The sequence below is a fragment of the Paenarthrobacter sp. NPDC057981 genome (assembly GCF_042886835.1).
Taxonomy (GTDB): domain Bacteria; phylum Actinomycetota; class Actinomycetes; order Actinomycetales; family Micrococcaceae; genus Arthrobacter.
In genome coordinates this window covers 181,487-194,975 of record NZ_JBHVQI010000003.1, presented here as the reverse complement: position 1 = coordinate 194,975, position 13,489 = coordinate 181,487, and the positions used below count along the sequence as shown (strand labels likewise).

The 13,489-nt window shown below is 63.3% G+C and carries 12 protein-coding genes; 9 read left to right on the top strand and 3 right to left on the bottom strand.

Annotation, left to right across the window (positions count from 1 at the left end; genetic code table 11):
• Positions 1-49 precede the first annotated feature (49 nt).
• The 4 genes from ACFVSI_RS05640 to ACFVSI_RS05625 are packed head-to-tail and all read left to right on the top strand — an operon-like array spanning position 50 to position 5,208.
• Positions 50-970 carry an SDR family NAD(P)-dependent oxidoreductase gene (locus ACFVSI_RS05640; RefSeq protein ID WP_387820562.1) on the top strand — a complete coding sequence of 307 codons (921 nt, stop codon included), beginning with the start codon at positions 50-52 and terminating at the stop codon, positions 968-970.
• On the top strand, positions 967-2,148 hold the full coding sequence (locus ACFVSI_RS05635) for an acetyl-CoA C-acyltransferase (RefSeq protein WP_387820560.1): 1,182 nt from the start codon (positions 967-969) through the stop codon (positions 2,146-2,148). Before ACFVSI_RS05640 ends, ACFVSI_RS05635 begins: the two co-directional genes overlap by 4 nt.
• A 56-nt stretch (positions 2,149-2,204) precedes the next feature.
• Complete coding sequence (locus ACFVSI_RS05630) at positions 2,205-3,584, top strand: MFS transporter (protein WP_387820557.1); 1,380 nt, start codon at positions 2,205-2,207, stop codon at positions 3,582-3,584.
• A 4-nt stretch (positions 3,585-3,588) separates the two neighbouring features.
• Positions 3,589-5,208 carry a long-chain fatty acid--CoA ligase gene (locus tag ACFVSI_RS05625; protein ID WP_387820554.1) on the top strand — a complete coding sequence of 540 codons (1,620 nt, stop codon included), beginning with the start codon at positions 3,589-3,591 and terminating at the stop codon, positions 5,206-5,208.
• Between the two features lie 10 nt (positions 5,209-5,218).
• Here ACFVSI_RS05625 and ACFVSI_RS05620 read toward each other — a convergent pair whose 3' ends face one another.
• Positions 5,219-6,448 (bottom strand): pyridoxal phosphate-dependent aminotransferase, encoded by a 1,230-nt coding sequence (locus ACFVSI_RS05620; protein WP_387820551.1) that lies wholly within the window; start codon positions 6,446-6,448, stop codon positions 5,219-5,221.
• A gap of 57 nt (positions 6,449-6,505) precedes the next feature.
• Entirely contained in the window at positions 6,506-7,168 is a 663-nt protein-coding gene (locus tag ACFVSI_RS05615; RefSeq protein WP_387820548.1) for a hypothetical protein, read from the bottom strand.
• A 129-nt stretch (positions 7,169-7,297) separates the two neighbouring features.
• Between ACFVSI_RS05615 and ACFVSI_RS05610 the strand changes: the two genes are divergently transcribed.
• Positions 7,298-7,906 carry a dihydrofolate reductase family protein gene (locus ACFVSI_RS05610; RefSeq protein ID WP_387820545.1) on the top strand — a complete coding sequence of 203 codons (609 nt, stop codon included), beginning with the start codon at positions 7,298-7,300 and terminating at the stop codon, positions 7,904-7,906.
• Here ACFVSI_RS05610 and ACFVSI_RS05605 read toward each other — a convergent pair.
• A complete protein-coding gene (locus ACFVSI_RS05605; RefSeq protein WP_387820897.1) occupies positions 7,903-8,847 on the bottom strand; it encodes an NAD-dependent epimerase/dehydratase family protein in 945 nt (314 codons plus the stop codon). The two genes, ACFVSI_RS05610 and ACFVSI_RS05605, sit on opposite strands and share 4 nt — an antisense overlap.
• A gap of 145 nt (positions 8,848-8,992) precedes the next feature.
• Here ACFVSI_RS05605 and ACFVSI_RS05600 point away from each other — a divergent pair, with 145 nt between their 5' ends.
• From ACFVSI_RS05600 to dnaK, 4 genes are all read left to right on the top strand, one after another.
• The gene (locus ACFVSI_RS05600; RefSeq protein ID WP_387820542.1) at positions 8,993-9,718 is read left to right on the top strand and encodes a TetR/AcrR family transcriptional regulator; all 726 of its coding nucleotides are present in this window, start codon (positions 8,993-8,995) and stop codon (positions 9,716-9,718) included.
• Between the two features lie 23 nt (positions 9,719-9,741).
• On the top strand, positions 9,742-10,533 hold the full coding sequence (locus ACFVSI_RS05595; RefSeq protein WP_387820539.1) for an oxygenase MpaB family protein: 792 nt from the start codon (positions 9,742-9,744) through the stop codon (positions 10,531-10,533).
• Complete coding sequence (locus ACFVSI_RS05590) at positions 10,526-11,422, top strand: DUF817 domain-containing protein (protein WP_387820536.1); 897 nt, start codon at positions 10,526-10,528, stop codon at positions 11,420-11,422. Before ACFVSI_RS05595 ends, ACFVSI_RS05590 begins: the two co-directional genes overlap by 8 nt.
• 193 nt (positions 11,423-11,615) lie before the next feature.
• Complete coding sequence (gene dnaK / locus ACFVSI_RS05585; protein ID WP_387820534.1) at positions 11,616-13,487, top strand: molecular chaperone DnaK; 1,872 nt, start codon at positions 11,616-11,618, stop codon at positions 13,485-13,487.
• Positions 13,488-13,489 lie beyond the last annotated feature (2 nt).

Genomic DNA, 13,489 nt, shown 5'->3' with positions numbered 1-13,489 from the left:
AGCGCAACATAATACTGAGTAGTATGTTGGCGAAATAAAGGAGACCTCTGTGGGCATCGACCTCCGCGGGCAAGTAGCGATCATCACCGGAGCTGGGGCCGGACTGGGGCGTGCACACGCTTTGGCTCTGGCGGGGCGGGGCGTCAAGGTCGTCATTAACGACGTCGGCGGGCCGGCAAGCGGCGCTGGGAGCCAGTCCGCTGCCGCAAGCGTCGCGCGGGAGATCCAGGATGCCGGCGGCCAGGCCATGGTGGCGCTGTGCGACGTCTCGGACGAGCAGGCTGTCGCCGGGATGGTGGACCACGTGATTGATACGTGGGGGCGCGTGGATATCCTCATCAACAACGCGGGCATCCTGCGGGACAAGTCCTTCGCAAAGTCGGACCTCCAGGCATTCCGTACAGTAGTGGATGTCCATCTGATGGGATCCGTGAACTGCTCGCATGCGGTCTGGCCACACATGGTCAGGCAGGGGTACGGACGGATACTGATGACGACGTCGGCGTCCGGCATTTATGGCAATTTCGGCCAAGCCAACTACGGTGCGGCCAAATCCGCTGTAGTTGGGCTGATGAACGTCCTGGCGATCGAGGGCGGGAGCAAAGGCATCCGGGTCAACTCCCTCGCGCCCACCGCAGCGACGCAAATGACCGAGGACCTCCTTGAACCCCAGGAGCTCGCATTATTGGCGCCCGAATCTGTGTCTCCTGGTGCAGTTTTCATGGTGTCGCCGGAGGCCCCCACCAAGACAATCCTGGCGGCGGGCGCGGGAGTGTTCGCCGTCGCCCGGATGGAAGAGTCGGCCGGCGTCTACCTTCCGGAAGATAAGCGAACGCCCGAGCAGCTTGCCCTCGAATGGTCGCGGGTCAGTGACATGTCCGGTTCCGTGCTCACGAACAGTGCCTTCGACCAGACGCGCCGGTACATCGCCATCGCGCAGAGTGACGACGTTGCCGAGGCCGCGCTGTGAGGGAGGCAGTTGTCGTTTCGACGGCGAGAACGCCCATCGGTCGCGCGTACAAAGGAACGTTGAGTCCAGCCACCGGCCCCCGGCTGGCCGCCCACGCCATTGCGGCCGCCGTCGAACGCGCCGGCGTGCAGCCCGAAGAGGTCGAAGACGTCGTTCTCGGCTGTGCCATGCAGGAAGGCACGACGGGATTCAACGTTGCCCGGCAATCCGTGCTCCGCGCCGGGCTTCCCGATTCCGTGCCGGCCATGACCATGGACAGACAGTGCGCCTCAGGGCTGATGGCAGTGGCAACAGCGGCCAAGCAGATCGTTGCGGACGGGATGTCGATTGCCGTCGGTGGCGGCGTGGAGTCCATTTCGCTGGTCCAGAACCAGCACCAGAACCGATACCTGGCCCAGGATCCCTGGCTGTTGGAACGCCGCCCTTCGATGTACCTGTCCATGCTCGAGACGGCTGAAATTGTCGCGGAGCGCTACGGCGTCGGCCGGGAGGCCCAAGACGGGTTCGCGCTGCTGTCGCAGCAACGCACCGCCCAAGCGCAGGCCGCAGGACTTTTCGACGACGAGATCGTTCCGTTCAACGTGTCGGGAAACGGACGGGATGCGGACAACGGGACCACCTTGTCGCGGGACGAGGGCAACCGGCCGTCCACCACTCAGGAGGGCTTGGCATCGCTGCGACCGGTCCTTGCCGATGGCCACGCCTCACGCTCGTCGACGGTCACAGCCGGAAACGCCTCCCAGCTTTCCGACGGCGCTTCAGCCCTGGTGCTCATGGAAGCAGCAGCCGCCAACCGCCGGGGGGTGGAACCCCTCGGCATCTACCGCGGCATGGCGGTGGCTGGTTGCGAGCCCGGCGAAATGGGCATCGGGCCGGTCTTCGCGATTCCCAAACTCCTGCGGGAACACGGGCTGCGGGTGGAGGACATCGACCTGTGGGAACTCAACGAAGCGTTTGCCTCACAGGCCCTGTATTGCCGCGACCGGCTGCGGATCGACCCGGATCGGATGAACGTCAATGGAGGGGCAATCTCCATCGGCCACCCCTACGGAATGACCGGCGCCCGGATGGTGGGCCACGCCCTCCTGGAGGGCCGCCGCAGAGGCGCGCGCTACGCCGTCGTCACCATGTGTGTCGGCGGCGGAATGGGAGCCGCCGGTCTGTTCGAAGTCTGCTGACCTCCCACCCTTTCAAGGCACAACCCAAGACCACTCCGAGCGAGGATCAAGGCACCATGACCGAACCATCTCTGCGTACCGACGTCGTTCACGCAAGAGCCACCCGCAAAGCACTGTTGAAGTTGATTCCACTGCTCTGCGTTGTCTACTTCATGTCCTATGTGGACAGGACGAACGTTTCCCTGGCCAAGACCCACCTTGAAGCGGATATAGGACTAAGTGCCGCCGCCTACGGGCTGGGCGCAGGCATCTTCTTCATCAGCTACGCGTTCCTCGAAGTCCCGAGCAACCTGATCATGTACCGTGTGGGGCCGCGGGCGTGGATCACCAGGATCGCACTGACCTGGGGTGCAATTTCCGCCCTCATGATGTTCGTGCAGGGAGAGGCGTCGTTCTACATCCTGCGGTTCATCCTGGGTGCCGCGGAGGCCGGGCTGTTTCCCGCGTTGGCGTACATGGTGACGGTGTGGTTCGCGCAGAACCAGCGTGCCAGCGTCATGGGGTTCATCTACCTGGCACCGACCATCGCCCTCATCATCGGCGGCCCCGCGGGCGGAGCGCTGATGGAACTGGACTCCTTGTTCGGCCTGCACGGTTGGCAGTGGATGTTCATGATCGAGGGCCTGCTCACGATGGTGGTCGGCGTTGTCGTCTGGTTCAAGTTGCCGTCGACACCCCAGCAAGCGGACTGGTTGACCCCTGATGAAGCCGACAGCCTGACGCGGCATGCCGGTACACCGGATGAGCACGAACACCGCATCAGAGGGAACGTGCGCAGGGCCTTCGGCCGTCCTTTCATTGTGATCATCGCCCTTGTCTACTTCCTGAACCAGGTAAGCAGCGTTGGATTGGTGTTCAACATCCCGGCGATCATTGAGTCCATGCACGTGAAAAGCCCATTCATGATCGGACTGATCTCCGGGAGCGTCGGCATCGGTGCGACGATTGGCGTCCTGCTCATCCCGAGGCTGTTCCGACGTTCCAACAAAGAGGCTGCCTGGGTCGGCTTCATGGCCTTGGGCACCCTCGTTACAGCTGTTGCGTACGTCCTTGTCGAGCCTCCGGTGGCCAAGGTGGTTCTCATCGCGCTCGGAGCCGTCTTTATCTTCGGCACGTTGCCGGTGTTCTGGTCCATTGCCATGGCCCGCATGTCAGGCATCGTGGCTGCTGCCGGCCTGGCGTTCATCAATACGATCGGGCTTATCGGCGGATTCGTCGGTCCCTACCTCTTCGGTGTGGCCGAGACAGCCACGGGGGACCCGGCGACCGGCTTCTTCATCATCATTGCCGCATCCGGGATCTCTGTAGCCCTCACCCCGGTCCTGACGCGGGCGCTGAAGCGGGAGGACCGTGACTCAGCGCTGAACTCCGGTCCGGACAACGAACGCGGTGCCTTGTCATCCCGCGGGCTCACGGATTCACGGCAGGAAGGCTGACACGATGCTCGGACTTATGCAGGACCACCCCCTTGCCACACCCATGCTGGTGGACCGCCTCGAAGGAGCATTCGCCAACAAAACGGTGGTCACGGCTGGGTTCGATGACCAACAGTCTGCGAACTACGGCGAAGTGGCGCAGCGGATCAGGAAGCTGGCCGGTGCTCTGGACGCATTGGACGTGCCCGCGTCCGCCCGGGTTGCCACCCTCGGGTGGAACACCCAGCGCCACTTCGAGTTGTACCTCGCGGTGCCCAGTTCCGGCAGGGTGCTCCATACGATCAACCACCGCCTGGCGCCCACCGACATCCAGTACATCATCAACGACGCCGCGGACGACGTCCTTTTCGTGGATCGTTCCTTGCTCGATGTCCTCTGGCCGATCGCGGACAAGCTGCCCACATTGCGGCACATCGTGGTCATGGACGACTGTGACAAGCCGTCGGTGCCCCACGACCCCCGCATCCTGGACTACGAATCGATCCTTGAACAGGCGCACGGCGTAAAGACCTTCGACATCCCGGACGAAAGAACAGCCGCCGCACTCTGCTACACCTCAGGAACAACAGGCCGCCCCAAGGGAGTGCTGTACGACCACCGCTCCATCATCCTGCATGCCATGTCCCTGCTCTTCGCTGACGTCTTTGCCCTCGGCGAGGGAGATGTGGTGATGCCTATCGTGCCCATGTTCCATGCGAATGCGTGGGGCCTTCCCTATGCCGCAACCATGTGCGGGGCATCCCTTGTCCTGCCGGGCCGGGCTACGGCGCCGGAAAAGCTTGCCGGCCTGATGGAACGGGAGCAGGTCACGGTGTCCGCTGCCGTGACCACGGTCTGGAAGAGCCTGTTGCCGCATCTGCAGGGGCGGAACCTGTCCGCACTGCGGCGCCTGGCCAATGGTGGCAGTCCCCTGCCCGTCGAGTTGGCCCGCCAGTATCTTGAGGAACTGAATGTGCCGTTGGTGGGAACCTGGGGGATGACGGAGGCAAGTCCGCTGCTCACCTCGGCACGGACACCTGCCAAAGGGGAGCAGCCCGCCAGGGAAGATAAGGCGCTCAGCCTCATGTGCGCTCCGGGCCATCCCAGTCCCTTGGTCAGGCTCCGCGTCGAGCGGCCGGACGGAACCTTTGCCCCCCACGACGGCAAGGAAACGGGGGAGCTGCAGATATGCGGAGCTACTGTCGCCGCAGGTTACTTCGGCGCGTCGGACGGCTCTGAGGCTTTTACTGCCGATGGCTGGCTGAAGACCGGGGACGTGGGGATGATCGATCCGGATGGCTGCGTCCACGTAGTCGATCGCCTCAAGGACCTGATCAAGTCCGGTGGCGAATGGATCGGCTCCACAGAGTTGGAGAACGCCATCCTCAGCCACCCCCAGGTGTGGGAGGCCGCCGTCGTCGCTGTTCCTGACGAGAAGTGGGGTGAGCGGCCGGTGGCCTACGTTGCTCCCCGGCAGAACGCCGTCCTCACCGCAGAATCCGTGCAGTCGCATCTGGAGGGCAAGGTAGCCAAGTGGTGGATCCCGGAACGGGTGGTCCTTATTGCCGAGATCCCCAAGACATCAACCGGGAAGATCGCCAAGAAGGCGCTGCGGGAGTCGGCCGCTGATACAGGGGCACTGTAGGCGTTCTGCGTCAGTCCTCCGTAGGGCGGTTGCGGTACGCAGCGAGGAAATGCGAGATCCGGCGCACAGCTTCCTCGATGTCTTCGACCGCAGGGAGGATCACGAAACGGAAGTGGTCCGGAGTAGGCCAGTTGAAGGCCGTTCCATGGGAGACCAGGATCTTCTGTTCCTGCAGAAGCTGGAGGACGAATTTCTCGTCCGATGCAATGGGGTAGATCTCCGGATCAAGGCGGGGAAAGAGGTACATCGCTCCGGCAGCCGGTACACAGGACACGCCGGGGATCGCGGTGAGGAGTTTCCACGCGAGATCGCGCTGCTCCCGCAAGCGCCCGCCCGGTGCGATGAGGGCCTCGATGCTCTGGTAACCGCCCAGACAGGTCTGGATGGCATGCTGGGCCGGTACATTGGCGCACAGCCGCAGCGAAGCCAGCAGCTCCAAGGACTCCCGGTAGGCGGCAGTAGCAGCCAAGGGTCCCGTCACGGCAACCCAGCCGGCCCGGTAACCGGGCATCCGGTAGGCCTTGGACAAGCCGCTGAACGTCAACACGCAGACGTCATCCGCGACGGAGGCCGTGTGGATGTGCGCGGCATCAACGTAGCGGATCTTCTCGTAAATCTCGTCGGAGAAGAGCACCAGATCGTGTTTCCGGGCCAGGGCTGCGAACTGCTCCACGATGTGCCGGGGATAAACGGCGCCAGTGGGGTTGTTCGGATTGATGATCACGATTCCACGGGTACGGGGGGTGATTTTGGCTTCGACGTCGGCCATGTCCGGCCACCAGTTTTCGTCCTCGTCACAGAGGTAATGGACAGGCTTGCCGCCGGTAAGGGTCACGGCGGCGGTCCACAAGGGGTAGTCCGGCGCCGGGATGAGGATCTCGTCGCCGTTCTCCATAAAGGCCTGCAGGGTCATGGAAATCAGCTCGCTGACACCGTTGCCGATGAAGATGTCCTCGACGCCGATGTTCATCAGTCCGCGGGTTTGGTAGTACTGCGAGATCGCCGTGCGTGCGGAAAAGATTCCTTTGGAATCGCTGTACCCCTGTGCGCCCCGGATGTGGTGGATCATGTCCACCACCACAGACTCAGGCGCCTCCAGCCCGAACGGTGCCGTGTCTCCAAGGTTCATCTTCAAGATGCGGTGGCCTTCGGCTTCCATGGCCTTGGCTGCTTGGAGGATGGGTCCGCGGAGTTCGTACCGGACGTTCTGTAGTTTGCTGGAGTGCTGCATGGGACGCATGGTTGATCTTTTCATGGCATGGGCACCGGCGGGCAAACCATTCCGGAAAGTGATCCCCTAAACCCAGCGGATAATCACGGGAAGGCTTCGGGTGGTCGCCGAGACTTCCCGTTCCGTGCCGCCCACTGCCACGGCAAAATGCTGAAGGTCGTCAGCAGAGGCCAGGACTTCGAAGTGCCCCGTGGCATCGCTGACCACTGCAACGGCTGATGAATGCGCATGGATATAGGCGTCAGGGATGCCCTTGTTGTGCGCGTCCACCAACCGTCCGCTGATCCTGCGCCCGGCCTTGGCGTTCCCGGCAACCGGCTCACGGAAGGGAGGAGCCGAGGGTTCCTCAAAGGGGAGCGCCACTGGAACACGGACCATGAATCCGAGCCCCTGCTGGATGGCATCGGAGTACTCCTCAAGCCGGAACTCTCCATTGGACACCACTGAGTAGTGCGTGTGGAGCTCAACAGCCAAGAGGAGTTGCTCCATGTTGTCCAGCTGTTCCGGACCATGGCATTCCACCGCCACCCTCAATTCGAGGTCCAGCACTGGTCCGTCCCGACGGGACCTTCCCACCCGGTTAAGCGCAACGGCGCGGACCGTAACTGGAGCGTCAGGTGGCGGGACACCGGCAGTGGGGGACCCGTCGTCGTACCTCACATGTTGGGGAGCGACGGCACTGGAAAGTACCCCCAGAAGGTCGGACAGCGACGAATGCACATGGCCCACGGAAGAACCCCAGCCGGACAAAAATCCACAACTTCAACTGGAACAAGGCTACTCCCGCAATTCCGTGTAGTCACTGGGATCCAAGGGTTAGGATGACCCCACAAAACCCATCCATACCAGGAGCACATCATGGGGACTATCTCCTTGGACCTCTTCATCACACTCGACGGCGTCTACCAGGCGCCAGGTGGCCCGGACGAGGACCGTTCAGGCGGATTCGATTTCGGCGGCTGGCAGGCTGCGTACTCGGATGAGGAAGCGGGTGCGGCGATCGTGGCGGGCATCGACCGCATGGACGCGCTTCTCCTGGGACGCAGGACTTACGACATCTTCGCGGAGTACTGGCCACAGCAAAGCGACCACATTGCCGATAAGTTCAACGCCATGCCCAAGTTCGTGGTGTCACGGACCGTGGCCAACCCGGAATGGGAAGGAACCACCGCTTTGGCGGATGCCGCCGACGTGGCTTCACTCCGGGAACAGTTCAGCGACGTTCACATCATCGGCAGTGGTGAGCTGTCACGCTCGCTCCTGGAAGCCGATCTTGTGGACCGGCTCAACCTGTACCTCTATCCGCTCACGTTCGGAACAGGCAAGCGTTTATTCCCGGATGGGTCGGGCGTTCCGGCAGCCTTCCGGCTGGCCCAGCCGCCTCAGGCATTCCCCAATGGAGCCGTCCTCCTGGCTTATGAACGGAACGGTGCTCCCGTGACGGGCATCGACATCAGCCAGGGCTAGGCCGCGGCCTGGTCCTTGTGCAGGGCAACCTGCCGCCACCAGGCCACGGTGGCTGCGGCTGCCTCCGGCAGGGGAGTGGGTTTGAGTCCCAGGAGTCGCTGGCTCTCGGTGGAATCCATGATGAACGGCCGCTCGAACTGGTACAGCAGCTCGGCCAGTTCGCGCATGTCGGTGGAAAACACCCCGGCCGTCCGCAGCACCCAACCAGGAACGGCGCCCACCTTCGGCGCAGCAACACCGGCGGCTGAAGCGTACGCTGCCGCCATCTCACGCTGGGTGATGGCAGGACCTGTGGGCGCGTGCAGCACAGTGTTCCAAAGCTCCGGCTTCCCAGCGGCCGCGATCATGGCGGCGGCCAGATCGGGGACATAGGTGAACGAATGCGGCTGGCTTGCGCTGCCGATCACCTGCGCCCCTTTACCCGCCAGGATCGGCGTGACCATACGCTCGCCGGCGTGGGCCATCTTCACGAGCGGGCCGTAGAAGTCGCCTGCCACCACGCTCACGGTGTTCGCCGCGTGGGCCTCGCGGGCCTTCAACAGGGCGGTACGGATGCCGCGCTTACCGCCGCTGGCAGCCCGCGGTCCGGCCTCCGTCAACACCTGGTCCGGCTCGCTGTACGAGTACAGGCTTTCAGGAAAGACGACGACGGCGCCCGCGGCCGCCGCTGCATCCATCACCACTTGCTCGGCCCGGGGGAGTTCGGCCGCCCAGGCTGCGGCACGGTACGCCGATCCGTGGATGCAGTGGAAAATGGCCGATGCTCCTGCTACCGCTTCGTTGAGCTGCGCGGGTTCGGAGGCGTCTACCCGCTTCCTTTCCACGAGGGGATGCTCCGGGCCGCTTCCCGAGCGGGTCAGCACCCGCACCCGGTGCCCTTGCTCCGCAAGTTGCTCGGCGATGGTGTATCCAACAGGACCTGCTCCCGTAACGACATACATGGTGGCTTCTTTCGTGGTGGCTTTGACGTGGCCGGAATTGAATGAGAGCACTGCTCTCTCATTCAGAATGGCGACTATGGGGCTGAAAGTCAAGAGCACTGCTCTCGAATGCTGACAGCGCTCTCTCTTGTGGCAAGCTGTTGCCATGTCTCCCGCAAAAGCCTCCAACGCCAAAGCAGCCACTCCGCGCGAACGTGCCCGCGCCCGGACGCTGGTGGACATTGTCAGGATTGGTCGGGAGCACTTGGCTGTCCATGGAGCTGCTGCCCTGTCCTTGCGTGCTGTGGCGAGGGATCTGGGCGTCGTATCTTCCGCCGTCTACCGCTACGTCCAGAACCGCGACGAACTCCTCACCCTTTTGCTGATCAATGGCTACAACGAACTCGGTGACCAGGTGGATGCAGCCGTTGCAGCCGTTCCGGAGACGGACTTCCCCGGGCAATTCAGGGCTCTGGGCCGTGCAGTCCGGCAGTGGGCGATCCGGGAGCCTGCCAGCTACGCCCTCCTCTTCGGCAGTCCCGTGCCCGGCTACCAGGCTCCCGGGGAGCGCACCACCGTCCCTGGAACCCGGGTGATTTTCCGATTGGTGGGCATCTTTGACGCAGCCCAGCGGGCGGGGGCTCTCAACGCGGAGGTGGGTCCCGGCGTCGTGATTCCTCCGGCGCTGGCCGCGGACCTGGACGCCATCCGCTCCGAACTGAACCTTGAGGTCCCGGATTCGTCCCTCGCGCGCGGCGTGCTCGCGTGGACCTCCATTTTTGGCGCGATAAGCTTCGAAGTTTTCGGCCAGTACGGTCCGGACACCTTCAAAGCCCGCGACGAGTTGTTCGAGCACCAGCTGGCAGTGCTGGAGGGTGTGGCCGGGCTCTAAGGCGGGAGCGCTAGAGTATTCGGATGGTTCGGGGATTGGCGGATATCGGTGCGGAGGGCGTCCTGCTGGCAGGTGCGGGACGCGCGATTCTCCTGCAAATCGCCAACCCCCGCGTGGGGCACGGCGTGGCGGAGCACAGCAATTTCGCCGAGCGTCCCATGGACAGGCTCCGCGCCACCATGACCTACGTCTATGCGGTGGTTTACGGCTCCGAGGAACAAGTGAAGGCCGTCCGCCGAGCCGTCAACCGTGCCCACGCGCCGGTTCGCCGGGGAGCCGATGAATCGTCCGCAGGCTACAGCGCGTTCGACGCCGAATCCCAGCTGTGGGTGGTCGCCACCTTGTACGAGACCGCCGTCACCGTTTACGAGCAGGTCCATGGACCGCTCGACGACGACGCCGCCGACCGCATCTATCGCGAGTACGCGCGGATCGGGACTGCCCTGCAGCTGCCGGCCAGCATGTGGCCGGCGGACCGGAGCGCGTTCGTGGAGTATTGGAATGCCCAGGTCGCCGCGCTTCAGCCGGACGCCAAGGCCTTGGGCGTTGCGCGGGACTTGCTCCACCCCTCAGGTGGCCCGCAGCTGCTGCGACTGGCCATGCCATTGGCCCGATTCCTGACGGCCGGCCTGCTGCCTGAGCATGTGCGGGACGCCTACGGCCTTGAGTGGAGCGCCGGGCATGAGCGCCGCTTCAACAGGATCATGAGGACCGTGGGGCGTGTCTACCCGCGGCTGCCGCAGCGCGTGCGGCACTGGCCCCGGGACTACTACTTGAGGCAACTTGCTGTGGACAGGGGGGTGCCCCATGCGTAATTCCACATCGGTGGAGCAGGCGATCGACCAGGCCGCCCACCGCTACTTGGACCGCTCCGGGGGAAAGCTCCGCGCGCGGCTCACCGAGTTTGTGGTCTTCGGCCTGAAGCAGGCGTGGGCTTGCGTGTTTGGTGCCTTGCTGCTGGCTGTGATCATCGGCGTCCGGCTCTGGTATCCCGCTGACGCGGGTTTGGCCAGCAACGATTTCCTGACCATCGCCGCCGTCGTCATCCAGGTCCTGATGATCTGTTTCAAGCTCGAGACGCTGCGGGAACTCCGGGTGATCCTGCTGTTCCACGTGGTGGGAACTGTCATGGAGTTGTTCAAGACGGACGTCGGGTCCTGGGCCTATGATGCTGACGGTGTGCTCCGGATCGGTGCCGTGCCGTTGTTCAGCGGATTCATGTACGCCGCCGTGGGTTCGTACATGGTCCGGGTGTTCAGGCTGTTCGATCTCCGCTTTGACCGCTACCCTCGCCGGTGGATCACTGCCCTTGTTGCCGGTGCGATCTACGTCAACTTCTTCTCGCACCACTACATCCTTGACCTTCGCTGGGTGCTGCTGGCCGCCGTCGTGCTTGTCTACGGACGGTGCGTCATGCACTTCAGGGTGTTCCGGAAGCGCTTCCGCATGCCGATCCTGGTGTCGTTCCTGCTGGTGGCGCTGTTCATCTGGTTCGCGGAGAACATCGGCACGTGGTCGCGTGCGTGGCTGTATCCGAACCAGCTGGCGGGCTGGCAGGCGGTGTCCATCGACAAGCTCCTGGCGTGGTTCCTGCTGATGATTATCTCCGTGGTGCTGGTGGCGTGGGTGTACAAACCGGAGCCCTTGGATCAGTTCACGCTGAGCGAAAAGGACCGCGAAATCCCCGCGAACACAGGGAAGTAGTGGGCCCAACTGGGAAAGTTGAGCGCACTCGACTCAACTTTGGATTGACATCTTTCCGAGGCTGAGTACAGTTGAGTGCAGAACGCTCAACTAGCCGATTGTTGAGCAGGCTCCCGAACCAGCAAGACCGCACCAGCGGACCCTTGCTGGCCGGATGCAATCATCAACATCGGTCATTGAAAGGAAACAAGATATGTCACGTGCAGTAGGTATCGACCTCGGAACCACCAACTCCGTGGTCTCTGTTCTTGAAGGTGGCGAGCCCACCGTCATCGCCAACGCAGAAGGCGGCCGCACCACGCCGTCCGTCGTCGCGTTCTCCAAGTCCGGCGAGGTCCTGGTTGGCGAGATCGCCAAGCGCCAGGCCGTCAACAACATCGATCGCACCATCGCCTCCGTCAAGCGCCACATGGGCACCGACTGGACCGTCGCCATCGATGACAAGAAGTACACGCCGCAGGAAATTTCCGCGCGCATCCTCATGAAGCTTAAGAACGACGCCGAGAGCTACTTGGGCGAAAAGGTCACCGACGCTGTGATCACCGTTCCCGCTTACTTCAACGACGCCGAGCGCCAGTCCACCAAGGAAGCCGGCGAAATCGCAGGCCTCAACGTTCTGCGTATTGTCAACGAGCCCACCGCAGCTGCTCTGGCCTACGGTCTGGACAAGGGCAAGGAAGACGAACTCATCCTGGTCTTCGACCTCGGTGGCGGTACCTTCGACGTGTCCCTCCTGGAAGTTGGCAAGGACGAAGACAACTTCTCCACCATCCAGGTCCGAGCAACCGCCGGTGACAACCGCCTCGGTGGCGACGACTGGGACAACCGCGTCGTCGAGTGGCTCCTGAGCCAGCTCAAGGTCAAGGGCATCGACCTCTCCAAGGACAAGATCGCCCTCCAGCGCCTCCGCGAAGCTGCAGAGCAGGCCAAGAAGGAACTGTCCTCCTCCACCAGCACCAACATCTCCCTCCAGTACCTGTCCGTCACCCCCGACGGCCCGGTCCACCTGGACGAGCAGCTGACCCGTGCCAAGTTCCAGGACCTCACCAAGGACCTCCTGGACCGCACCAAGAAGCCGTTCCACGACGTCATTGCTGAAGCCGGCATCAAGGTTTCCGACATCGACCACATCGTCCTCGTCGGTGGCTCCACCCGTATGCCTGCTGTCTCCGAGCTCGTCAAGGAACTCGCCGGCGGCAAGGAACCCAACAAGGGCGTCAACCCGGACGAAGTTGTGGCCGTTGGTGCCGCACTCCAGGCCGGTGTCCTGAAGGGTGAGCGCAAGGACGTTCTCCTCATCGACGTCACGCCGCTGTCCCTCGGTATCGAAACCAAGGGTGGCGTCATGACGCACCTCATCGAGCGCAACACGGCCATCCCGACCAAGCGTTCGGAGACCTTCACCACCGCTGACGACAACCAGCCGTCCGTGGCCATCCAGGTCTTCCAGGGCGAGCGTGAATTCACGCGCGACAACAAGCCGCTGGGTACGTTCGAACTGACGGGCATCGCTCCGGCCCCTCGTGGTGTTCCGCAGGTTGAGGTCACCTTCGACATCGACGCCAACGGTATCGTCCACGTGTCCGCCAAGGACAAGGGCACCGGCAAGGAACAGTCCATGACCATCACCGGTGGCACGGCACTGTCCAAGGACGACATCGACCGCATGGTCCGCGAAGCCGAAGAGCACGCTGCAGAGGACAAGGCCCGCCGCGAAGCTACGGACACCCGTAACTCTGCTGAGCAGCTCGCCTACTCGGTGGACAAGCTGATCGCCGACAACGACGACAAGCTGCCCGAAGAGGTCAAGACTGAGGTCAAGGCCGACGTCGACGCTCTCAAGTCCGCGCTCGAAGGCACCGACGACGCAGCCGTGAAGACGGCGTTTGAGAAGCTCCAGGCTTCCCAGACCAAGCTTGGCGAAGCCATCTACTCGCAGGCCTCCGCAGCTGACGCTCCGGGTGCCGGTGCAGAAGGTGCTCCCGCGGGTGGCGCAGGTTCTGCCTCGGCCGACGAGGACATCGTTGACGCCGAAATCATCGACGAAGACGAAGCGAAGAAGTAGCC